This is a genomic window from Nonomuraea sp. NPDC048892 (assembly GCF_040649735.1).
Lineage (GTDB): Bacteria > Actinomycetota > Actinomycetes > Streptosporangiales > Streptosporangiaceae > Nonomuraea > Nonomuraea maheshkhaliensis.
Genome location: NZ_JBEZFZ010000002.1, coordinates 869,950 through 892,034, shown reverse-complemented (window position 1 = coordinate 892,034; position 22,085 = coordinate 869,950). Strand labels below are relative to the sequence as shown.

Genomic DNA, 22,085 nt, shown 5'->3' with positions numbered 1-22,085 from the left:
ACCCACGGCGAACCGGCCCCTGACCGGCATCAGCCGAGCCTCGACTCACCCGGCGGCGTCGAAGGCGGTTCTGGAGTCCAGGATGCCGGTGGCGTTGCGCTCCGCCCAGCCGGCCAGGGCGCGGACGACTTCGAGCAGGCTGGTGCCGCGCGGGGTGAGCGCGTAGTCGACCCTCGGGGGTTTGGTGTCGTGGACGGTCCGCGTCACCAGGCCGTCGCGTTCCAGCCCGCGCAGGGTCGCGCTGAGCATGCGTTGCGTGATGGGGGCGCTCATGCGGCGCAGCTCGTTGAAGCGGCGGGTGGTGTCGGCGAGCTGGCAGATGACGATCACGGACCACTTGTCACCGATGCGTTCGAGCACGCCGCGGATGAGATCGCGGCCTTCCTCGCACAGGCCGTCGTCGTCGAGGATCGGGAGCGGTTCCGCCATAGGGCTAAGTATACGGACGATACCTGGTTCCGTTCCGGAACGGTTCTCTCGGTGATACCTGGGCACATAAAAGTGCTCTCTTGTCGCCTTTATCCCGAAATGCGAGGGTACGAACGTCGTACCAGGTAACTAAAGAGAACCGTACGGGAGCTGCGACAATGCGAGTCCTCGGCTTTTCCGGCTTCGGCGGGCCGGACGTGCTGCGGGTCATGGAGTGGCCGGATCCGCATGCCGGGCCGGGCGAGGTCCAGGTGCGGGTGCACGCGGCGGCCGTGAACCCGGCCGACACGCTGCTGCGCTCCGGCGCGAACGCCCAGGTGCTCGCCGGGGTGCCGGGGCAGTACGTGCCCGGGATGGACATCGCCGGCGTGATCGACGAGCTCGGCCCAGACACCGAGACCGGCCTCACCGTGGGCGATGCGGTGATGGCGATGGTGATCCCGGTCGGCCAGGCCGCCGGCGGCTACGCCGAGCACGTGGTGCTGCCGGCCGGCTGGGTCGTTCCCGCGCCCGTCGGCCTGGATCACGTGGCGGCGGCGACACTGCCGATGAACGGCCTCACCGCCCTGCTGGCCTTCGACCAGCTGGCACTCGCGCCCGGCTCGGTCCTGGCGGTGATCGGGGCCGCCGGGGCCGTCGGCGGGTACTTGGTGCAGCTCGGCAAGCACGCGGGCCTCACGGAGGTCGCCGACGCCGCCCCCGCCGACGAGGCGTTGGTCCGTGACCTGGGCGCGACCGACGTCGTCCCCCGCGACGGCGCCACAGCGAACGCCGCAGCTCGGATTCGGGAGTTGTATCCGGACGGTGTGGATGCCCTCGCCGATGCCGCGCTGGGTGGGCCCGGGCTGCTCGACGCCGTCCGCGACGGCGGGACCTACGCCCGCTTCCGTGACGAGAAGCTGCCCGGCGGCCACACGTCGAACGACGGCGGCCGGGTCACTGTGCTGACGCCGTTCGTCCCGGACTACGCGGGCCGGACGGACAAACTGCGCCAGATCCGCGACCTCGCCGAGCAGGACGTGCTCACCCCGCGCGTCGCGGCGACCCTCCCCGCGGCCGCGGCGGCAGAAGCACATCGGCGACTCGAAGCCGGCGGCGTCCGCGGCCGGATCGTCCTCACCTTCTGAGCCTGATCTGGCCATCGACATCACCCCGACAACACTGAACTGAGGAATCATCATGTCCACGCGTTTCACCGGCAAAGTCATCCTGATCACCGGCGCCACCTCCGGCATGGGCCGCGCTGCCGCCGAGCGGCTGGCGGGTGAGGGCGCCAAGGTCGTTCTCGCCGCCCGAGGCAAGGAAGCGGGCGAGGCGCTGGTGGCCGGCCTTCGGCTCGCCGGCCAGGAGGCCACCTTCGTCCCCACCGACGTACGCGAGGAAGGGCAGGTGGCGGAGCTGGTCCGGCAGGCGGTCGAACGGTACGGCCGGCTCGACGGCGTGTTCAACAACGTCGGCGCCGCCACGGCGATCGGAGCGGTGACCGAGATCGACGGCGACGCCTGGCAAGGGGACCTCGCGCTCAACCTCAACAGCGTCTTCTTCGGACTGAAGCACCAGATCCCCGCGCTGAGTGCGAGCGGCGGGGGCGCGATCGTGAACAACGCCTCCATCCTGGGCGTGACCGGGCAGGCGGGCATGGCCGCCTACAGCACCGCCAAGCACGGCGTCATCGGTCTCACCCGCTCGGCGGCGCTCGACGCGGCCCCGGCGGGCGTACGGGTCAACGCCCTGGTCACCGGCGGCATCGACACCCCGCTGCTGCGGGCCGGCATGGGCCCGACGCCGGAGGAGGCGCTGCGGGTGGGGGCGGCGATGCACCCGATCGGGCGGGTCGGCCGGGCGGAGGAGGTGGCGGCGTTCGTGGCGTTCCTGCTCAGCGACGAGGCCGGCTTCATCACCGGCGCCGCACTCGCGATCGACGGCGGCGTGACCGCCGGCTGACGACACCCCGTCCAGGCCAGGGCCGGGTACGCGACGTCAGCGCCGCGCCCGTCCAGACGGGGTACGCGACATCAGCCCGCGTCCATCCAGGCCGGGCGCACGACATCAGCCTGTACCCGTCCACGTCCAGCACCCGACGTCAGCCCGCGGCCGGCTACGCCTGTGGGACGGGGTCGGCTGGGGTGGGGTTCAGGGACCGGAACAGGGTGGTGATGAGCTGGGCGAGGTCGTCGGAGTGGGCTTCGGCGAGTGCCGGGGTGCCGATGACGCGGCGCAGCAGCCACACCCCCGCCTGCACCGCGAGCATCAGCTCCGCCCGCACCTCGGCCCCGGCGCCGGACAACTCCTCGGTGAGGTGGCGGCCGGCGTGGCGGGCGATCGCCTCGCGCATGATCTCCGCCGCCCGCGGGTTAGCAGCCGATCGGAGCATGAGCAGGAACGGACCCAGTTCCTCGGCCTCAGGCGCCGTCCGTGCCACGAGCGTGCGGGCGGTGCTCGCGGCCAGTTCCGGTCCCGTGCCGGTGATGACGGTGCGCGGCGCGAAGGCCACGTCGACCGCCTCGGCGAACAGCTGCTCCTTCGAGCCGAAGTAGCGGTTGATGAGCATCGCGGTCACCCCCGCGTTCCCGGCGATGTCGCGGACCCCCACCCCGTCGTAGCCGTGCCGGGTGAAGGCGACGACCGCCGCGTCGAGGATGGCCTGCCGGGTGGCGGCGGCGTCGCGTCTGCGCCGGTCGGATGCGGGCTGGTCGCTCATTCTACAAGTGTATAGTTGACCGGTGTCTACGCACGTAGACACCGACGCCGAGCCAGGTGGCACGTCACAGTGCGGTGGTGGCGTGACGAACGACGCGCGGCTCGGATCGTACGCCCAGGACGCGGTGTGCAGGAATCGTCCAGAATTCGGGAGCACCTGGGTCGCGCCCCACGCGTACGAGCCGTCCCGGCGACGGGTGCCGACGTTGAACAGGACGTGGTCGTGGGTGGCGGCAAGCGCGTTGCCGCTGCTCCGGGCGTACCGGTACGAAGCCCTGGCTTGCCTGGCGGTGCGCCAGGCGCCCATCCACGAATCCCTGGCTTGCCCGGTGGCGGCCGGGCGCCCATCGTGGAGGGCATCGATCCTTAACGGCAGGGGTGATCGGCATGTCCGACGACGAGGTACGCCGCCTATTCCAGACCGTCGACGCGTTCGACCCCGACGGGTTCGCGAAGTTGCTGGCCGAGGACGCCACGATGGTGTTCGGCAACGCCGAGCCGCTGGTGGGCCGCGAGGCCGTCGCCGACGGGCTGCGCGCGTTCTACGCCACCATCGGCGGCCTGCGGCACCGGATCGTCAGGCACTGGCGGGCCGGCGCCGACACCGTCGCCGAGACCGAGGTCACCTACCGTCGGCTCGACGGCCGGGACGCCCGCGTCGCCGCCGTGACGATCTGGCGCACCCGCGACGACGGCCTGATCTCCGACTACCGCATCTTCATCGACCTGGCACCCGTGTACGCATCCTCATGACGCCCTGACGCCCCGACGCGCTGTCGCCCTTGCGCCCTGACGCGCTGAACGCCCGCCTCCGACGGCGACGTCCCGACCGGCTGGCGGGACCGGCTGGCGAGGCCGGCCGGTGGCATCGGGTGGCGGGACCGGGCGGCGGGATCGGGCGGCGGGATCGGGAGCGGTCAGGTGAAGTCCGCCTCCGTCATGCCGGGCGGATGGCCGGGCGGCCACTGGACGAGCTCGATCCGGTAGCCGTCCGGATCGGTCAGCCACGACGTCCAGAACCCCGGCCCCAGCTCCGCCGCCGGCTCGGCCGTGACGCCCTGGGCCGCGAGGCCGGCGATCGTGGCGTGGAGATCGTCCACCTGGATGACGAGGTGGTTGACGGCGCCGATGTCCTTCACGGGCCGCTCGGGATCGTGCACGAGTTCAAGGCTCACGTACGGGTCCCCGGGCAGCTTGAGCATGGTCAGGCTGCCGAACCCCGTCTCGGGGACCCGGCCGAGCTCGGCGTACCCGACGGCGGTGTAGAAGGCGAGCGAGCGTTCCAGGTCGGTGACCCGCAGCCCGAGGTGCAGCATGCGCATGCCGGCAGACTAGGGCCCGCCACGACGGGGCGGGGCGACATGTCGGGATAAGTCCGGCCGATGCCCGGTCGCCGCCCTGTCCCGCCCTGGCGCCCGCGCCGAGAATCGGTGTTCCACCACGGAGGAGGCTGACATGGCAATCACGGGAAAAACGGGACGCCGGCCGGTAGTCATTCTGGGCGCGGCGGCCGTACTCGGCACGGTCGTCACGCTGCTGACCGGCGGGAGCGCCGGCGCAAGCACGAGCGCGGGGACGAGCGCAGGAACGAGCGGTACGGCCGCGCTCGCGGTCGCCTGCAGCGACAGCGCCGTCCCCCGCGACTACTACTTCGACACGTCGTACAACAACCCCAACGCGTGCCTCAAGTGCCAGACCGCGGGCGCGGCGCTGGAGGCCACCGGCAACTGGCGGGCCTTCTGCAAGCGCCGCTACAACCCGGCCGGCACGCTCACCCGGGTGGACCTCTACCGCTTCTGCCTCGTCTGCCGCAGCCCCGAGGCGGTCCGCGCCGGCCGCCCGTGATCGCTCATGAGACGAGTTTGCCGAAGTCGGGGGCGTACACGGTCATCCACTGCGGACGCAGCCGGAAGTAGACCACATCGTTGTCCCAGTCGAAGCCGTCCTCGCCGTAGTAGTCCTTGAAGTAGGCGAGCAGGTCCGGCCAGTCCGCCGCCGGCTCGCCGCCACGGGGGTTGAGGATCTCGGCCTCGCCGTGCGTGAACACGCCCAGCTCCTCGCCGGGCAGGTGCGCGGCGCTGACGGCGGGCCTGGCGGCGAGGTGGCGGGCCTTGGCCGCGCCTGGCGCGGTGCCGAAATGCCATCTCCCGTGCAGGAAGTGCCCGTCCACGCCGCTGATCCGCGGCTCGCCCTTCGCCGTCACGGTAGACAGGGCGAGCGTGCGCATGCCGGTGAGCACCTGGGTGAGCTGCTCGGCGGTCAGGGTGCTCTCGCCGCCGATGATCGAGCGGAGATGCGGGGTGGAACGGGCGAGGGAGGTGTCGAGGAGAGCTTGCAGTTCCTTCAGCTCTTCCGGCGTTTCGTGCATCGAGGTCCTCGTGGAGTCATGCCCGGCCCCTTGTGGCCGGGCGTTGACGTCCATGCTGGGCCCTAAACCCGACACCTCCTGTCATCTTTCCGCCCATGATGACGCCTCACCCGACCGGCTGAGGCCCGGTCGGGCCTCAGCCGCCCTGCGGGCCGGTCGTGGGAGGGGTGCCGGAATCGCCCGTGCCGCCCGAGTCGCCGGTTCCGCCGGAATCTCCGGTTCCGCCAGAGTCACCGGTACCGCCCGTGTCGCCGGTGCCGCCGGAGTCGCCCGTACTGTCGGAATCGCCGTTGTCGTTCAACGTCGGGTCGCCGTCGTTCTCCAGCGGGTCCTCGTCGGACGTGCCGGTGTCGCCGTCGTCACCACCGTCGTCGACGGTGCTGTCGCCCGGGTCGCCGGCGCCGCAGGAGGGGTCGAAGGAGCAGGACGGGTCGCTGCCGAAGTCGTCGTCACCGAGCTCGTCCGGGTCCTTGGTCGGCTTGGGCTCCGGCTTGTTCACCAGGTCGTGCGGCTCGCCGGCGAAGGCGGGCTCGGGGAACGGCTCGACCGGCTTGCCCTCCATCGCGAGCGTCATGAAGTCGCGCCAGATCTTGGTGGGCGTGCCGGCGCCCTCGATGTTCCCGAGGGAGACCTCCTTGGGCAGCGGGTAGCCGTTGGCGTCCTTGATGACCTTCTTCGTCTTCGGGTTGATCTGCGGAACCTCTTTGTACATCCCGACGGCCGCGGACAGCTGCGGGGTGTAGCCGACGAACCAGGCTTCCTTGTTCTCGTTGTTGGTGCCGGTCTTGCCCGCGATCGGCCGGCCGCCGGGCAGCGCCGTGCCGCGGGCGGTGCCGTTCTTGACGACCTGCTGCATCGCGTACGTGGCGTCGGCGGCGGTGTCGGGGCTGATGACCGTGGTGGGCTTGTTCGCCTCCTGCAGCACGGTCTTGCCGGTGAACGCCTTGACCGAGATGACCACGTGGGCGTCGTGATGGACGCCGCCGTTGGCGAAGATGCCGTACCCGGTGGCCTGCTCGACGGGGGTGATCAGGCCGGCGCCGATGGACATGCCGTAGGCGTGGTCCTTGATGGCCAGGGACAGGTCCTTCTTGTCGATCCCGGCGCCCTCGGCGATCTTCTCGACCTCCTCCAGGCCGACCTCCTCCGCCATCGTGGCGAACGCCGTGTTCACCGACTGGGCGGTGGCCTTGTCGATCTGCACGGCCGCGCCGAGGTCGTGCGAGTTGCGGATCGGCTTGGTGCCCGGCAGCCTGACCGGGCCCTTGCCCGACACGTAGCTCTTGAGGCTGTAGCCGCTCTCCAGCCAGGCGGCCAGCACGTACGGTTTGAAGGCCGACGCGGCCTGCTTGTTGGCGTCGAAGGCGTTGTTGGTGAAGCTCTTCAGGTAGTCGCGGCCGCTGTAGAAGGCGATCACGCGGCCGTTGCGCGGGTCCACGGCGGCCATGTTCGCGTGGATGTTCTTGTCGCCGATGGCGGCGAGGTTGCTCTCGACCGTCTTCTTCGCGGCCCGCATCAGCCTCTTGTCGAACGTCGTCGTCACGCGGTAACCCTCGGCGCGCAGGCGCTCACGGGTGATCCCCCGCCGCTCCAGCTCACGCTGGACGATGTCGACCATGTAGCCGTTGATGCCCTTGAGCGTCTCCTTCTTGTCCGGCCTGGCGAGCTTGGGGAACTTCGCCGTGGTGCGCAGGGATCCGTACTTCGCCGGGTCGACGATCCCCATGCCGTCGATGACGTACGCGAACCGCTCCTTGGTCGGCGCGTAGTTCTTCTTCGCCTCCGCCGCGTCGAACGCGTCCGGGCTCTGGATCCGGCCGGCCAGGTAGGCGGCCTGGGCGGGGGTCAGCTTCTCCACGTCCCGGTCGAAGAACGCCTGGGCGGCGGCCTGGATGCCGTTCGCGCCGCGGCCGAAGTAGATCGTGTTGAGGTAGTTGGCCAGGATCTCGTCCTTGGACATCTCCTTGCCCGCGCGGATGGCGACGAAGATCTCCTTGACCTTCCGCTGAACCGTCCGCTCCTGGCTGAGGCCGTCGTAGTAGCCGCGGGCCATCTCCTGCGTGATCGTCGAGCCGCCCTGGACCTGCTGACCGGTCACCGTGCTCCACACCGCGCGCGCGATGCCCGACACCGAGATGCCGGGGTCTGTCCGGAACGTACGGTTCTCCGCGGCGATGAAGGCGTCCTGGACGTGCCGGGGGATCCGGGAGATCTCGACGATCTCGCGTTTCGTGCCCAGGCGGGCGATCTCGGTCTTGCCGTCCCGGTAGTAGATGATGCTGCCCTGCTCGATGGCGTGGTCCTGGGTGTCATCGGGCAGCGGCGTGTTGGCGTACGCGACCATGATCATGCCGAAGACGCCCGCCACCAGGACGGTGACGCCGGCCACCACGATCTTCCAGCTGGGGATGAAGCGCTTCCAGCCGCGACGGCGCGAGCCGCGCTCCCCCGCCGGCTCGTCACCACCGGGGCCGCCACCACCGGGACCGCCACCGCCAGGCCCGTGCCCACCAGGCCCGCCAGGACCGCGGCCACCCGGACCGCCGGGACCCTGACCGTGACCGGCCTGACCGCCGGGACCGCCGTGACCACCAGGACCGTCACCGCCGGGCCCGCCGGCGCCGCCCTGTCTCCTGCGACCGCTCCTGCGCCGCCGCGAACCCGGCTGCGCGTCGGCCGGGGCACCTGATGGAACCTCGGACGGAACACCCGGACGGGCGCCCGGCTGGGGAGCCGGCCGCTCGGTATGGGTCTCGGCATGGGCGGAGAAGGGCTCGCCGGAGGCGCCACCCTCGGACGGGCGCTGACGTCTCCCCGGTCGAGCCGACGCGCGGGTACGCCCTTCGGTCTCCCGAGGGCGGCCGGTCGGCTCCGGGCCGTTGCTGCTGTAACTCACGGGTCCTTCGATCATCCGGCGGCATGGTCTGCGACGTCATCGGCGACGGAACGCGGCCCGGCCAGGCGCCGTCGCCCCGGGCTCACGGAACGGACCGTGTCCCCGGAACCGGCGGCGGCGTGCCGTACCGGTCCGGCAGGTCGCCCGTTCCATGGACGAAGGAGACCAAACAGATGTCTCTAGGATAACTCTGGCAGACATTTACCACTCTGACGCATTATTTCCCCGTATTCGCGCCCCGAGCCGCCCGTCCGCCGGACCCCTTTCGCAGGTCAGAACGTCATGAGATACGCGTACGACCCATCCAGATATTGCGGGCGTGAAAGTACGTGTCGCCCGCCGGGCCCGGCTGGGCGGGCCAGTCCTCGTCGTCGGGGCCGTCCAGGCCGGACGCCCAGGAACCCATCTGGAGGTTGACGATGAGGTACTGCGGGATGCCGGCCCAGCCCTTGCCCCGGTGCGTCGCCACCCATTCCAGCTGACCGCCGGTGGTGCCGAGGTAGTAGTCGCACATCACGTCGGGGCCGTCCTTGTACAGCCAGACGCGGTACTTGCGGAACGCCTGGTACGGGTCCGCGACGGGCAACGGCGCCCGCGTGACGAAGGCGTCGCCGTCCTGGGTCTCGCCCGGGTCGCCGCTGGAGGTCTGGTTCCAGGTGTTGAACAGGTTGGTCGAGTCGCCCACGTACTCGAGGATGTCGCTCTCCGGCGGCCAGTTCGGCTCTGTCCCCGTGGTCCAGAACGCCGGCCAGATCCCCAGCCCGGTCTGCGTCCTGAACTCGCCTTCGATGTCGTACTCGGGGAACTCGTCGTTGACGATGATCCGCTCCTTGGCGTGGATCGCGCCGGAGCGGTACCACAGCGGGGCGTGCGGCGCGTGCGCGCTCTCCCCGGCGGGCGCGGACAGCCTGGTCGCGGTCAGGGTCAGCACGCCCCCGGAGAGCGAGACCTGGCTCGCCCGCATCAGCGCGGCGCCGTTGTGGGTGTCGGGGTCGCCGTCCCAGGGGTAGAGGAGGTTCCACTCCCTGTCGAACTCCGTCCAGCTGTCGAACGACGACTTCTCGATCAGGTTCTCCCAGGTCCCGGCGGCACGGCCGGCGCGGGAGGCGGCCCGCGCCCCGGCGGCGTCGCGCGCCTCGGCGGAGGCGGCCCCTGCCCCGGCCGCCATTCCCAGGGCGAGACCACCCACGGCCGCGGCCGAGGTGAGGAGGCGGCGCCGGTTGATGCCGTATTCGGACATGGCTTCCCTTCGTCCCGCACCCGTGGCCGTCGGCCATGCCAGTGATCATGGTCAGACGGCACCAGTATGACCGAACGGATGGTGATCCGCGAGAGGTGATCATCGGGCACTCGGCAGCGCGTCGCCTGCGCGTTTAATGGCGAGCGATATCGCGCCTCGTCGGCTAGGTTGTGGCTGCCCAAAAGCCCCTTTTGACCAGACGGAATGGAGCACGCATGAGCAGCAGCGTGAGATTGATCCGGAACGAGCGGCTCGCGCAGGACGTCCCGTACGCCTACGCCGCGGCCGCCGACGCGCCGGTGCGCTCCATCTGGGTGGCCGGGGCCTGCCCCCTGGACCTCAAGGGCGAGACCGTCGCGGTCGGCGACTACGCCGGCCAGGCGCACCAGGTGATGCGCAACCTGGTGACCGCGCTGGAGGGAGCGGGCGCGTCGCTGACCGACGTCGTCAAGACCACCGTGTACGTGGCCTCCTCCCAGCAGAGCGACCTGGTGACGGCCTGGGAGGTGTATCGGGAGTACATGGGCGAGCACGACGTGCCCAGCACCTTGCTCGGCGTGACCGTGCTCGGCTACGCCGACCAGCTCGTCGAGGTCGAGGCGGTCGCCGTGCTCGCGAACCCGCCGGCGTCCGACTGACCGCCCAGAAACCCCCGCGCCCGACCAGCCCGAGCCAGTCTGAGCCAGCTTGAGCCGGGTCGGGTCGGGTCGGGTCGGGTCGCGAAGCCTAGGACGGGCGGCTGAGCTCGCGCCGGTAGGCGTCCAGGACGAGGCCGTGGAAGTGGTGGACCGCGTGCTCCGACAGCCCCGAGCCGCCCGGGTCGTACACGATCTTCCCCTGGGTGAAGGCGGGGGTGCGCATCCCCCGCTGCACGCTCTCAACCAGGGCGATGTCCTCCACCTGCAGCACCTGGTCGATGTAGCGAATGCTGTCCAGCTCGGCCGCGTCCGGCTCCGCGGTCTCCAGGTAGAAGTCCCAGGTCTCGCGCGTGCGTTCGGGACCGTCGGGGATGATCTGCAGCACCATGAAGTTGCCGCGGCCCGGATAACGCAGCAGGCAGGTGTTGGGCCACAGCCACCACACGGCGTGCTCGGTGACCGTCGCGCCCGACACGTCGTAGGCGGAGTTCGCCGCCTGGCCGGCCTGGGCCATGTGGCTGGACCAGATCCCGTGCGTGGTGACCTGGTAGGTGCTCATGTCCACCAGCGACACGAAGTCCTTGTGCGCGACGTGGCAGTGGTAGCACTCCAGGAAGTTGTCCACGACGTTCTTCCAGTTGGAGGCGATGTCGTAGGTGAGCCGGCGGGCGAGGGTCAGCTTGGCCACGTCCGGCGCCCGCGCCGCGATCTCCGCCTCCAGCCCCTCGGCCTGCGTGCTCAGCGGGGCCGCCTCGGGGTCGAGGTTGACGTAGACCATGCCGCCGAACTCGGCGACCTGGATCCGGTCCAGGCACACGCCCGAGGCGTCGAAGCCCGGCATGCCGCCGGTGTTTCGGGCCCGCCGCAACCTGCCGGTCAGGTCGAAATTCCAGGCGTGGTACGGGCACACGATGCTGCGCCGCACCCCGGATCCGGACAGCAGCTCGTGCGCCCGGTGCTTGCACACGTTGTAGAAGGCCCGCAGCGTGCCGGCCTCGTCGCGGACGGCGACGATCGGCAGGCCGGCCACCGTGCCCGTCACGTAGGCGCCCGCCTCCCGCAGCAGCTCCGCATGGCACAGCCACTGCCACGTGCGGGAGAAGATCGCCCGCTGGTCGACGCCGAACCAGGCCAGATCGGTGTAGGCGTCGGCGTGCAGCGACATCGACAGCGCGGGGTCGGGGTCGTAGCCGGCGCTGATGTGATCGAGGGCGGGGATCGCGTCCGAGGTCACCGTGCCTCCCGTACGGACGCCGGACGCCTGCGCGACGGCATCCCGGCGTTCCGGATCTGGGCGTTCCGGTCAGAAGGAGATTAAGCAGCCGGACAGGGCACGATCAAGCCCTCGTGGAGTGATCAGCCTTGTGGTTTCAGTGACATATCCGGTCCGGACCGAATACGGTGTGTCGTTGACGATCGGCCAAAGCCCGCCAGCCCCGGGAGTCTGCTCTTGCGTACCGCAGCCGCGATCCTGTCCTTCATACTCGCCATCACCCTGCCACCCGCCGTCCCGGCCGGCGCCGTCCCCGCCGCTGCCCCCGCCGCAGTTCCCGCGCCGGCCGCCGCCCCCGCGTCCGCCGCCGCCCTGGCCGCCCTGCCGGGCGGAAAGTCCACGTACGTCGTCTCACAAGGTCATCTGAAGGCCTCGTCGCAGCAGAACTGGCTGCGGCTGGGCAACTACCGCTTCGCCGCCAACGGCACGGTCAGCGCCTCCCTCTACCTGTGGTGGCAGCGCAATCCCAAGGCCAGGCAGCGCACCGGCACCAGGCCCGACCCGAGCTGCACCACCAAGGCCGGCGGCTCCGCCTCCAAGCCCCGGGCCTGCGAGGTGCTCACCGCCGGCGGGTTCACCGGTGCCCCCGACGAGAGCCGTAGCGGCACGTACACCGTCGCGGGCGACGTGCTCACCATCCGGTGGAAGATCGCCCAGAAGTGGACCGAGCAGTGGAACGTGCGGCGCTCGCCGGACGGCAAGCTGGCCCGCCTCGACCTCAAGAGCAGCTCGCTGGCCACGCACGGCTACGGCTACGGCAGCAACGCCTCGTTCGGCACCCGGCGCGCGATGACCTCGGTCAAGGCGTTCCCCGGCTCGCTGCGGCAGGACCTGACGAGCTGGGCCAGCGGCAAGATGGTCAACTCGCTCAACCAGCCGTTCGGCCTCTCCGCCTTCCGCGCCTGCGCCGCCACCACGTCGTGCCTGACGTACCTGCAACCGTCCTCGCGCGGCGCCTGCCAGAAGTCGGGCGGCTGCCCCAAGTACGGCGGCGGGACGCGCGCCAACGTCAGCTCGATCCAGTACTACCTGACGATGATCTCCAAGACCGACCGCCGCGACACGCTCTGGCACTGGTGCACGTGCCTGGCCATGGAGCGGGGCCAGTTCTGCTACACGGGCAACTCGCACGTCAAGCCGCTCATGCAGATCATCGACGACTCGGGCGCCTTCCGCGGCTGGGTCGGCGCGGAGGCGTCCTTCTCGACCGGGTCACGGGCGACGGACATGCTGGCGGTGCTGCGCATCTCCGACTTCCGCTGAGAACGGCTCGAATCCGCGCGAAAGCGCAGCCCGTCGATGAGGAGGGCGACCATGCGCCGGCTGTGTCCGGCGCCGTCGCCCTCCACCGGCAGGCACAGATGGCCCACGGCGTACAGCAACTCCTCGGGGCTGACGCCGTCCCCGATCTCGCCGTGGGCCGCCGCGGCGTCGAGCGCCGCTCCCGGTCCGTACGCCGCGCTCAGCTCCGGCGCCACGTCGGCGCAGGCGTCCACCTCGCGCTGGAACACGGCCTTGACCAGGTCCGAGCGCTGCGGGAAGTGCCGGTACAACGTTCCCACACCGACGCCGGCCAGATCGGCGATCCGCTTGGCCGGCGCGTCCACGCCCTCCGCGGCGAAGACGGCTTTCGCCGCCGCGAGCAGGGCGTCCAGGTTCCGCCGCGCGTCAGCGCGTAGCGGCCGCGCCACGCGTCGCTTTTCCCCGCGTCCTCCGTCACGTCCCTCCCTCGCGCTTGCTTAATCGGAACAGCGTTCCGTATAGTTCCGGAGAGGCGTTCCGTTTCGGGTTCCAGCGTACGGCATCCGTACGGCCGCCCCCGCATTCCCCTTTCCCACCTCAGGAGACATCCGCATGCAGTACCGCACTCTCGGCGGAACCGGCATCCAGGTCAGCCCCTTCGCGCTGGGCGCCATGATGTTGGGCGGCCTCGGCAACCCCGACCACGACGACTCGATCAAGATCATCCACCGGGCCCTGGACGCGGGGATCAACTTCGTCGACACCGCCGACATGTACGCGGGCGGCGAGTCCGAGGAGATCGTCGGCAAGGCGCTCAAGGGCCACCGTGACGAGGTCGTGCTCGCCACCAAGGGCCGCTTCCCCGTGAACTTCAACCCCCGCGGCGGGACCTCGTTCGTCCCCAACCAGTCGGGCGCCTCCCGCCGCTGGCTGATCCGCGCCGTGGAGGGCTCGCTGCGCCGCCTGGGCACCGACTACATCGACCTCTACCAGATCCACCAGCCCGACCCGGACACCGACTTCGAGGAGACCCTGTCGGCGCTCACCGACCTGGTGCGGGCCGGCAAGATCCGAGCGTTCGGCACCTCGTCGATGCCGGCCTCGGACATCGTGCGGGCCCACTGGATCGCCGAACGGCGCGGCCTCATGCGCCCGCGCGCCGAGCAGCCGCCGTACTCGATACTCAACCGCGGCGTCGAGCGCGAGGTCCTGCCCGCCGTGCAGGAGTTCGGCATGGGCACCCTGGTCTGGAGCCCGCTCGCCGGCGGCCTGCTCACCGGCCGCTACCGCAAGAACCAGCAGAGCACCGCGCACCGGGCCCAGTTCGGGTTCGGGCACCTGAAGGACGAGCGCCGCCTGGACGCGGTCGAACGGCTCATCCCGCTCGCCGAGGAGGCCGGGATGCCGCTGAACCACCTGGCCATGGCCTTCGTCATCGCCCACCCCGGCGTCACGTCGGCGATCATCGGGCCGCGCACCATGGAGCACCTGGACAGCTCGCTGGCCGGGCTCGACGTCACGCTCACCGACGACGTCCTCGACCGGATCGACGAGATCGTGCCGCCCGGCACCGACGTCGGCCGGCTCGACATGGCCTACGACCCGCCCGCCATCCTGCGGCCCGGCCTGCGCCGACGGCCCGCCGGAGAGCGCGCCGCCGCCTGATCACCCCGACTCCAGGAGGACCTCATGACTCATCGGCAACATCCCATCGGTACGGGCTTCACCGCCGCGTCGACGGCCGGCGAGGTGCTCAAGGGCATCGACCTGACCGGTACGAACGTGGTCATCACCGGCGGTCACGCCGGGCTCGGCCTGGAGAGCACCCGCGCGCTCAGCAGGGCGGGCGCGTCCATCATCGCGGGGGCGCGCGACCCCGGCCGCGCCGCCGCCGCGCTGGCCGGGCTCGAAGGCGTCGAGATCGACCGGCTGGACCTGCTCGACCCGGCCTCGATCGACGCCTTCGCCGCCCGGTTCGTCGATTCCGGCCGCCCGCTGCACGTCCTGATCAACAACGCCGGCGGCAGCACGGCCGGGCGGGTCCTGGACGCGCGCGGTTACGAGTCGACGTTCGCGGCCAACCATCTCGGGCACTTCCAGCTGACCCTCGGCCTACGGCCCGCGCTGCGTGCCGCGCACGGCGCCCGGGTCGTGAACGTGTCCTCCGGCGCCCATCGGATCTGCGACATCCGCTGGGACGACCCGCACTTCGCCACCGGTTTCGAGGGTCACCTGGCCTACGGCCAGTCCAAGACCGCCAACGTGCTCTTCGCCGTGGAACTGGACCGGCGCTGGTCCGGCGACGGGATCCGGGGTTACGCCCTGCATCCGGGCATCGTCGTCGCCACGACCCTGACCCACCTGGCGTCCGCGCAGGACGACGGGAGGTCCGTACAGGGGCTGTTCGACATGGACCAGTTGCGGGCCCAGCGGCTCATCGACGACGCCGGCCGGCCGATCATCGATCCCGACCGGGAGAAGAAGACCCCGGAGCAGGGGGCCGCCACCATCGTGTTCGCGGCGGCCGGCCCGCAGCTCGCCGGGATCGGCGGCGTCTATCTGAAGAACAGCGACATCGCACCACTGAACGACACTCCGTCGGTCACCACCACGGTCGGCGGCGAACCGGTGGTGGTGACCGACGTCGCACCGCACGCCATAGATCCCGCGTCAGCGCGACGCCTGTGGGAACTGAGCGAGCAACTGCTCAAGGCGTGACCGCCCCCACTCCCCCGCGCGGGAGAAGCGCCTGGCGCGGGCGGGGGATGGCGGGGCCGGCCGTGGCCGCGAGACTCGCGGCCATGAGAGTACGTGCCGAGATCGGCGCCCCCACATGGCCGCGCCGCGCCGCCGGGTTCGCTGCGGCCGGGGCGATATCCCTCTACCTGCTGGTCAAGGTCGTCTGGATCGCCCTGGAGTTGCTCCGCGGCACGGCCGACTGGGTGCTGCTCAACGCGGTCACGGTGGTGATGGCCGTGGCCGGGATCGGGCTGGGGCTGGCACTGGCGCTGGTCGTCGGCCTGCCGCTCTACCTGCGCGATCGGTGGCCGTGGGCCTTCGCCGGCCGGGCCGGGGCGGGCGCCCGTACCCGGTGGATCATGGTGCCGCCCGCGGTGCTCGCCGTGCTGTGGACCTACTGGGCCGCGGGCGGGACCGCCGGCCTCGACCCGTCGGCGCCGCCGGGGGCGGGCGCCGACGCCCGGCGCCGGGCGAGTACCGCTGGCTGGCGCTGTCCGAACATGTCGTGGCCGTGGGGGCGGGCCTCGCCATGGTCGTGACACTGGTACAAAGCACGCGCCCGCCTTCAGACGACCGGCCCGCCGATCGCCACCGGCGGAACCGCGGCCCACGTCATCACGCCGACGGGACGGCGTGACCGAGCCCGGCCAGGCGGCGGGCGGACTCCGTGCCGGGCTCGGCGTGATAGACGACCAGAAGCTGTCCGTCGGCGCCGGCGATGGCGAGCTTGTCGCGATACAGCTCCAGATCGCCGGCCTGCGGATGGCGGAGCCTGGTGATCTGCGACTCGCGTCGGCGTACGTCGTGGCGGGCCCACAACGCGCGGAACCGGTCGCTCTTGAGCGACAGTTCGCCTACGAGCGCCGCCAGGCGCGGATCGTCGTCGCCCGGCCCCAAGGAGGCCCTGAGCTGGGCGACGACGCTCGCCGTGGCCTGCGCCCAGTCCCGGTGCAGCTCCCGCTCCCGTGGGTCGAGGAAGGCCGCGCGCAGCCGGTTGACGCCGGGCGCCAGGTTCGGCGAAAGGGCGCGAGCCATGGCGTTGGCCCTCAGGACGTCGAAGTACCTCCCCTGGACGAACGCCGGCTGCGGCATCCCGTCCAGCAGAAGCCGGATGCTCACCGGCACCTTCTCCGGCGCCCCGCGCGACTCCCGGCGGGGACGGTCGCCCACCAGACCCCGCAGATAGGCGGTGGCGTCCTCGTCGAGCCGCAGGACCCTGGCCAGCGCTTCGATCACCTGCGCCGAGGGGTTGCGGTCGCGGCCCTGCTCCAGGCGCAGGTAGTAGTCGGAGCTGATGCCCGCGAGCGTCGCGACCTCCTCGCGGCGCAGGCCGGGCACGAACTCCACGATAGGACGGCCGCGGCAGTGGTGAGTGTTCCTGACACTCCCAGGAACAGCGAGGTACTGCCGTGCTTTCGCCCCGTGCCGGAAAGTGGCCTCATGAACACGACACTTCCCGGCGGGGGCCTCACCCTCGCCGACGACCTCACCCTCGGCCGCATGGGCTACGGCGCCATGCAACTCGCGGGACCCGGCGTGTTCGGGCCGCCCAAGGATCGCGGGCAGGCGGTCGCCGTGCTGCGCGAGGCGGTCGAACTCGGCGTGAACCACATCGACACCAGCGACTTCTACGGCCCGGTCGTCGTCAACGAGCTCATCAGGCAGGCCCTGCATCCCTATCCGGCCGGCCTGCATCTGGTCACCAAGGTCGGCGCCCGCCGCGGCCCCGACGGCTCGTGGAACCCCTCGCTGGAACCGGAGGACCTCAAGGCGCAGGTCCACGAGAACCTCCGGCATCTCGGCCTGGACGTCCTCGACGTGGTCAACCTGCGCCTCGCCTCGGTCGCGGGCACCACTGACGACTCGATCGCCGAGCAGTTCGGCGCGCTGGCGGAGTTGCGCGAGCAGGGCCTGATCCGCCACCTGGGCCTCAGCGGCGTCTCGGCCGCGCAGCTCACCGAGGCGCAGGCCATCGCGCCGGTCGTCACCGTCCAGAATCTCTACAACCTCGCCAACCGGCAGGACGACGCCCTGCTCGAACGGTGCGCGGCCGAGAACATCGCGTACGTCCCGTTCTTCCCGCTCGGCGGCTACAACCCGCTGCAGTCCGCGGCCCTCGCCGGCGTGGCGGACCGGCTGGGGGCGTCGCGGCAGCAGGTCGCGCTGGCCTGGCTGCTGCGGCGCTCACCCGTCATGGCGGTGATCCCCGGCACGTCGTCCGTGGCGCACTTGCGGGAGAACGTCGCCGCGGCCGGCCTGGACCTGCCCGCCGACGCGGTCGCCGAACTGGACGCGGCCGGCGCGTGAAGCCGCGTACCGGCCGGACGGTCGCCTTCGGCTAGCGGGGTGTCCCCGGATCCGGGGAGGCTCCTGACCGGGCACCGGGCACGAGCGTGGCGAGGCTGGACAGCACGGTTTCCGTCATGGTGGTCAGGTCGGTGTCGTCGTCGCCTGCCAGCCAGCGCAGGTAGGCCGTACGGAAGACCTGGACCCCCGCGCCGGCCGCGAGCTCCGCGAGGTCAGGGGCGATGCCGCGCCGGCGGAGCGCGTCGCTGAGCCCTTCGGCCACCTGGTGCTGCTTCACCAGGTCCCGCTCCAGCAGTTGCGGGGTCGCCGCGATCATCGCGTTCCGCCGGTGCTGGGTCTCCCGTGATCCGAGTCTCTCCCAGTCGAAACCGGCCAGAGTCCGGACCACCGCCAGGAGCGGCTCCGAGACGTCGGCCGCCTGGAGGAGGTCGTGGACGAGCGTCTCCTTGAGCGTGTCCGCGTCGGCGAAGATGACCTCTTCCTTGTCCCGGAAGTAGCGGAAGAAGGTGCGGGTGGTGACGCGGGCGCGTTCGGCGATCTGGACGGCGCTGGTGTCCTCGAACCCCTGCTCCTGGAACAGCTCCAGAGCGGCCTGTTTCAGCCGTTCTTCGCTGCCGTGTTCCCACCGAGGCATAGCCGCAACCATATCGGCCTGGCGCACGTGTCCGATGTCACACCGCGACATCGGTTCGGGCCTGATGTCACGCCGCGACATCACTGTTAGTGTGATGTCACGCCAAGACAACAGAAGGATGGGGATCGCCATGACCGGCAGCCCGAGCGGAACGAGGATGCCCGCGGTGAAGCGCATCCAATATCACCGCTACGGCGGCCCTGAGGTCCTGCGGCTGGAGGACTTCGAGCCGCCACGCCCAGGCCGGGGCGAGGTTCTGGTGCGGGTGCGGGCCGCGGCCGCCAACGCGATGGACTGGAAGATGCGCAACGGCGAGATGCGTCTCATGACCGGTCGCGGCTTCCCGCGCGGGGTCGGCAACGACTTCGCGGGCGTCGTCGAGGCGGTCGGCGCGGACGTCACCAGGTTGAAGGCCGGCGACGAGGTGCTCGGCGGCACAAGTCTCAAAGGAGCGGGGGCGTTCGCCGAGATGGTCATCGCCGCCGAGCAGACGGTGGTACGCAAGCCGGTGGAGCTCTCCTACGAGCAGGCCGCGGCGATCCCGGTCGTCGGGATCACCGCGTTCCAGGCCATACTCGGCAAGGGGAAGGTGCGGCCAGGGCAGAGCGTCTTCATCAACGGCTGCCTGGGCGGCGTCGGCCGGGCCGCCGCCCAGATCGCGCTGATGTCGGGCGCCTCGGTGGGCGGCAGTTGCCGGGCCACCGTCGTCCAGGAGGCACGCGAGCTCGGCGTCGACCCGATCGTCACGTTCGGCTTCGACCCGAAGCAGCTCGAAGGGCGCTTCGACCTGGTCTTCGACACCGCCGGCACGCTCTCCGCCGCAGCGGCGCGGACGCTGCTGAAGCCCGGCGGCCGCATCCTGGACATCGTCCCCACGGCGTTGAAGTTCGCGCGAAGCGCCCTGCCGGGGCCCTACCAGGTGCTGATGGGCCGGCCCAGCACGAACGACCTCGACCTGGTGACGCGGCTGGCCGCGCAGGGAGCGTTGCGGATCCCGATCGCCAGGACCGTGCCGCTCGCCGACGCGATCCCGGTGCTGACCGAGCTCGAACGCCACGGCACCCCCAAGAACGGCAAGCTGATCGTCACCGCGGGCTGACCGCCTCGCTCGCCCTGCCCGCCCTGCCCGGCCTGGTCAGACCGGGATGGCGCCGAGCTGCTTCAGCTGGGAGAAGACGTCGACGACCCCCCACAGCTCGGCGACCTTGCCGTCCTCGAAGCGGGCGATGAAGATCTCGCCGTAGGTGACGGAGCGGCCCGTCGGCGCCAGACCCCTGAACTCGCCCTGGTGGGTTCCGGTGACCGTGTTCCTGGAGACGACCTTGTCGCCCTCGGAGATCACGTCCTCGACCGTGACCCGGATGTCGGGGAACGCACGAAGGAGCACCTCCCACACCTGTTTCATCGCCTGCGGGCCCGTCGTGCCCATCGGCACCGGCGCGTGGAACAGCACGTCCGGACGGACGAGCTCGTCGATCGCCTTCGCGATGAGCTCCCCGTCGCCACCGTTGACGACCTCGTGGAAGCGCAGGAACGTCTCTTTGTTGCTGCCTGACTGGGACATGTGTCTTCTCCCTGGACGAAAGTCTTCACCTGTCCGACGAATCGGCGCCCCCGAATGTGACACCCTCCCCTCAGGCGGGGCCGTCCTGGCTCGGCCGCGCGAACAACATCGCCCCTGGAACCTTCTCGTCGAGGTGCAACAGCAACTGGGCCTCCACGGTGAACCCGGCGTCGCGCAGCAGGTCCGCCACCTGCTCGGGGCGGCGGCGGTGCACGTACACCTTCATCGGACGGCCGCCGTACCCACTCGTCTTCAGCACCGAGCCGTCACCGACGTGAAAGCCGGTCAGCAGCACTCCGCCCGGGCGCAGCACCCGGTGGAAGTGCCCGAAGACGGCGGGGAGCTCGTCGTCGGGCACGTGGATCAGCGACCAGAAGGCGAGCAGGCCGGTGAGCGAGGCGTCCGGAAGATCCAGCTCGGTCATCGAGCCGACCTCGAATCGCAGGCCGGGGTGGTCGCGCCGGGCCACGTCGATCATGCCGGGCGACAGGTCGATGCCGAACGCGTCCACGCCCAGGTCCCGCAGATGGGCGGTGACGTGGCCTGGCCCGCACCCCACGTCGGCCACAGGGCCGTCCCCTGCGGCGCGGACCAGGTCGGCGAAGAGTTCCAGCGCCGCGCGGACGTACGGCCGCTCGGCCACCGCCCCGCGCAACTGGTCGGCATAGCCGGATGCGACCGTGTCGTAGGAGGTCCGGGTGTCGCTCAGCCAGTCGTCCGCGTTCATGCGCCGAGACCCTAGCCGAGGAGGCGCGGTCGCACGGCCGATCTTCAGCCGGCGCTTCGCAGCGGCCTCACCGGCGGAGCTTCAGCCGGTGCTGAGGAACGGTCGGCGTCACCGGCGGTTCCTGAGCCAACGCAGGGAGGCGAGGCCCAGGGCGGTCATCATGTCCACCAGGCGGCGATCGGTCCCGGGCCCCATCGAGGCGGCGGTGCGGAGGAGGAAGCCGGAGTGCGCCGCCAGCACCGCATCGATCTGGGCCGGGTCCAGGTCGCGGGTCAGCGGATGGCGTTCGGCGATGGGCTGCGGATCCAGGCCGCTGAGCGACACGCCCGCCAGCAACGTCACCACGTCGCAGTGTGCGGCGCCGACCCAGGCGTGCGGCCAGTCGACGACGAAGACGCGCCGTTCGTGCAGCAGGAGATTGAACGGGTACAGGTCGCCGTGCAGGAGGGTCCGGCCGGTGAGGGCGGGCGCGGTGCGCTCCTCCAGCGCGGCCAGGTCGTCGAGGTGCCGGGCCGCCCACGGCGAGAGCGTCGCCAGCCTTTCCCGGACGGTGCCGGCGGCGGATGGTTCCGCTGCGGCGCTCGTCGTGGCGGCTCGTTCCGGAGCGGCGCTCGTCGCAGCTTCTGCGGTGCCGGTGTCCGAGGAGGCGGCGGTCGCCAGAGCGGTCCAGCCGCCCAGGCGTGGCCGGGCGAGGAGTCGTTCGTCCACCGGGGACGGCGTCAGAGCTTGGGTCAGCTCGGTCACGGCGGCCAGGACGTGCTCCAGTTCGTCGGGCCGCCACGGCTGGGCTGGCAACCGTCCGGGGATCTCCTCGAAGATCAGCGCCACCCAGTCGCCGTCGTCGTACGCGTCCAGCAGCCGAGCCGCCGGCACCGTCCGGGGAAGCGTCCGCGAGATCGCGATCTCCCTGCGATGGAAGCCCGCCACCACGGGCGCCGTACGTGAACTGGCCGCCTTGACGAAGGCGCGCCCGCCGTCCGCCAGCCGCACCCGCGCGGCCAGACCCTCCGAGAAACCGCCAGGCTGGCTGACCGCGTCGATCACCCTGCTGCCGAGCAGCCGCTCCATTCCGGCGGCGACCCGCCCGGGCACCGCCGCCCATTCGATCCTGCGGCCACCCGTGGCGTGCGGAAGCGCGCTGTGAATGGTCTCGTCTTCCGTCCCGCTCGGCATCGCGCCCCGCGCGTCCGGTGAATTCCGCACCTCACTCCTTCTGGTGATCGCGCAGGGCTGATGCGGGCTCGCGGCGGAATCCGTCAGGCACCGCCAACGGGGACTGGTTTCAGGTGCGTTCGGAAACCGCCACGGCCCGCGGCTTCATGAGCCGG

The 22,085-nt window shown here is 71.0% G+C and carries 24 protein-coding genes; 11 read left to right on the top strand and 13 right to left on the bottom strand.

The genetic code is table 11. The features are described from left to right. Positions 1-45 precede the first annotated feature (45 nt). Complete coding sequence (locus AB0C28_RS09475) at positions 46-429, bottom strand: helix-turn-helix domain-containing protein (RefSeq protein WP_357842910.1); 384 nt, start codon at positions 427-429, stop codon at positions 46-48. Between the two features lie 158 nt (positions 430-587). Here AB0C28_RS09475 and AB0C28_RS09470 point away from each other — a divergent pair, with 158 nt between their 5' ends. Both AB0C28_RS09470 and AB0C28_RS09465 read left to right on the top strand, forming a co-directional pair. Further along, positions 588-1,556, top strand: a complete 969-nt coding sequence (locus AB0C28_RS09470) for an NADP-dependent oxidoreductase (RefSeq protein WP_358073556.1) — start codon at positions 588-590, stop codon at positions 1,554-1,556. Between the two features lie 52 nt (positions 1,557-1,608). After that, positions 1,609-2,373 (top strand): SDR family oxidoreductase, encoded by a 765-nt coding sequence (locus AB0C28_RS09465; protein WP_357842903.1) that lies wholly within the window; start codon positions 1,609-1,611, stop codon positions 2,371-2,373. 154 nt (positions 2,374-2,527) lie between these two features. On the opposite strand, the gene AB0C28_RS09460 is transcribed toward AB0C28_RS09465, so the two are convergent. Further along, the gene (locus tag AB0C28_RS09460) at positions 2,528-3,130 is read right to left on the bottom strand and encodes a TetR family transcriptional regulator (protein WP_357842900.1); all 603 of its coding nucleotides are present in this window, start codon (positions 3,128-3,130) and stop codon (positions 2,528-2,530) included. Between the two features lie 386 nt (positions 3,131-3,516). Between AB0C28_RS09460 and AB0C28_RS09455 the strand changes: the two genes are divergently transcribed. Beyond that, positions 3,517-3,882 carry a nuclear transport factor 2 family protein gene (locus AB0C28_RS09455; protein ID WP_357842897.1) on the top strand — a complete coding sequence of 122 codons (366 nt, stop codon included), beginning with the start codon at positions 3,517-3,519 and terminating at the stop codon, positions 3,880-3,882. Positions 3,883-4,046: 164 nt separating this feature from the next. On the opposite strand, the gene AB0C28_RS09450 is transcribed toward AB0C28_RS09455, so the two are convergent. Then, a complete protein-coding gene (locus AB0C28_RS09450; protein WP_357842894.1) occupies positions 4,047-4,451 on the bottom strand; it encodes a VOC family protein in 405 nt (134 codons plus the stop codon). 133 nt (positions 4,452-4,584) lie between these two features. Between AB0C28_RS09450 and AB0C28_RS09445 the strand changes: the two genes are divergently transcribed. Then, on the top strand, positions 4,585-4,974 hold the full coding sequence (locus AB0C28_RS09445) for a hypothetical protein (protein WP_357842891.1): 390 nt from the start codon (positions 4,585-4,587) through the stop codon (positions 4,972-4,974). A gap of 4 nt (positions 4,975-4,978) precedes the next feature. Here the strand turns inward: AB0C28_RS09445 and AB0C28_RS09440 are convergent, their stop codons facing one another. Together AB0C28_RS09440 and AB0C28_RS09435 are read right to left on the bottom strand one after the other, a co-directional pair. Continuing rightward, entirely contained in the window at positions 4,979-5,497 is a 519-nt protein-coding gene (locus AB0C28_RS09440) for a pyridoxamine 5'-phosphate oxidase family protein (RefSeq protein WP_357842889.1), read from the bottom strand. 136 nt (positions 5,498-5,633) lie between these two features. Next, positions 5,634-7,886, bottom strand: coding sequence for a transglycosylase domain-containing protein (locus AB0C28_RS09435; RefSeq protein ID WP_357842886.1), 2,253 nt, complete (start codon positions 7,884-7,886; stop codon positions 5,634-5,636). A gap of 114 nt (positions 7,887-8,000) precedes the next feature. Between AB0C28_RS09435 and AB0C28_RS09430 the strand changes: the two genes are divergently transcribed. Continuing rightward, entirely contained in the window at positions 8,001-8,186 is a 186-nt protein-coding gene (locus AB0C28_RS09430) for a hypothetical protein (protein ID WP_358073555.1), read from the top strand. Between the two features lie 487 nt (positions 8,187-8,673). Here AB0C28_RS09430 and AB0C28_RS09425 read toward each other — a convergent pair whose 3' ends face one another. Beyond that, positions 8,674-9,633, bottom strand: a complete 960-nt coding sequence (locus tag AB0C28_RS09425; protein ID WP_358073554.1) for a hypothetical protein — start codon at positions 9,631-9,633, stop codon at positions 8,674-8,676. Between the two features lie 215 nt (positions 9,634-9,848). Between AB0C28_RS09425 and AB0C28_RS09420 the strand changes: the two genes are divergently transcribed. Further along, positions 9,849-10,271, top strand: a complete 423-nt coding sequence (locus AB0C28_RS09420) for a RidA family protein (protein WP_357842877.1) — start codon at positions 9,849-9,851, stop codon at positions 10,269-10,271. An 88-nt stretch (positions 10,272-10,359) separates the two neighbouring features. On the opposite strand, the gene AB0C28_RS09415 is transcribed toward AB0C28_RS09420, so the two are convergent. Next, entirely contained in the window at positions 10,360-11,505 is a 1,146-nt protein-coding gene (locus AB0C28_RS09415) for a ring-hydroxylating oxygenase subunit alpha (RefSeq protein ID WP_358073553.1), read from the bottom strand. A 1,151-nt stretch (positions 11,506-12,656) separates the two neighbouring features. Then, on the bottom strand, positions 12,657-13,235 hold the full coding sequence (locus AB0C28_RS09410) for a helix-turn-helix domain-containing protein (RefSeq protein ID WP_357842872.1): 579 nt from the start codon (positions 13,233-13,235) through the stop codon (positions 12,657-12,659). Between the two features lie 163 nt (positions 13,236-13,398). Here AB0C28_RS09410 and AB0C28_RS09405 point away from each other — a divergent pair, with 163 nt between their 5' ends. The 3 genes from AB0C28_RS09405 to AB0C28_RS09395 all read left to right on the top strand — a co-directional run bounded on the left by AB0C28_RS09405 (position 13,399) and on the right by AB0C28_RS09395 (position 16,064). Continuing rightward, positions 13,399-14,451, top strand: coding sequence for an aldo/keto reductase (locus AB0C28_RS09405; RefSeq protein WP_358073552.1), 1,053 nt, complete (start codon positions 13,399-13,401; stop codon positions 14,449-14,451). A gap of 24 nt (positions 14,452-14,475) precedes the next feature. Further along, entirely contained in the window at positions 14,476-15,504 is a 1,029-nt protein-coding gene (locus AB0C28_RS09400; protein ID WP_358073551.1) for an SDR family NAD(P)-dependent oxidoreductase, read from the top strand. 83 nt (positions 15,505-15,587) lie between these two features. Continuing rightward, positions 15,588-16,064, top strand: a complete 477-nt coding sequence (locus AB0C28_RS09395; RefSeq protein ID WP_358073550.1) for a hypothetical protein — start codon at positions 15,588-15,590, stop codon at positions 16,062-16,064. 76 nt (positions 16,065-16,140) lie between these two features. Here the strand turns inward: AB0C28_RS09395 and AB0C28_RS09390 are convergent, their stop codons facing one another. Continuing rightward, a complete protein-coding gene (locus AB0C28_RS09390) occupies positions 16,141-16,872 on the bottom strand; it encodes a helix-turn-helix transcriptional regulator (protein WP_357842860.1) in 732 nt (243 codons plus the stop codon). 93 nt (positions 16,873-16,965) lie between these two features. Here AB0C28_RS09390 and AB0C28_RS09385 point away from each other — a divergent pair, with 93 nt between their 5' ends. Continuing rightward, entirely contained in the window at positions 16,966-17,832 is an 867-nt protein-coding gene (locus tag AB0C28_RS09385) for an oxidoreductase (protein ID WP_358073549.1), read from the top strand. A 31-nt stretch (positions 17,833-17,863) separates the two neighbouring features. Here the strand turns inward: AB0C28_RS09385 and AB0C28_RS09380 are convergent, their stop codons facing one another. Further along, positions 17,864-18,466 (bottom strand): TetR family transcriptional regulator, encoded by a 603-nt coding sequence (locus AB0C28_RS09380; RefSeq protein WP_358073548.1) that lies wholly within the window; start codon positions 18,464-18,466, stop codon positions 17,864-17,866. Positions 18,467-18,632: 166 nt separating this feature from the next. Between AB0C28_RS09380 and AB0C28_RS09375 the strand changes: the two genes are divergently transcribed. Next, on the top strand, positions 18,633-19,565 hold the full coding sequence (locus AB0C28_RS09375) for an NADP-dependent oxidoreductase (protein ID WP_358073547.1): 933 nt from the start codon (positions 18,633-18,635) through the stop codon (positions 19,563-19,565). 36 nt (positions 19,566-19,601) lie between these two features. Here AB0C28_RS09375 and AB0C28_RS09370 read toward each other — a convergent pair whose 3' ends face one another. The 3 genes from AB0C28_RS09370 to AB0C28_RS09360 form a co-directional block, all read right to left on the bottom strand. After that, entirely contained in the window at positions 19,602-20,030 is a 429-nt protein-coding gene (locus AB0C28_RS09370; protein ID WP_357842849.1) for an ester cyclase, read from the bottom strand. Positions 20,031-20,100: 70 nt separating this feature from the next. Continuing rightward, positions 20,101-20,757, bottom strand: a complete 657-nt coding sequence (locus AB0C28_RS09365; protein ID WP_358073546.1) for a methyltransferase domain-containing protein — start codon at positions 20,755-20,757, stop codon at positions 20,101-20,103. Positions 20,758-20,865: 108 nt separating this feature from the next. After that, positions 20,866-21,960, bottom strand: a complete 1,095-nt coding sequence (locus AB0C28_RS09360) for a phosphotransferase (protein WP_358073545.1) — start codon at positions 21,958-21,960, stop codon at positions 20,866-20,868. Positions 21,961-22,085 lie beyond the last annotated feature (125 nt).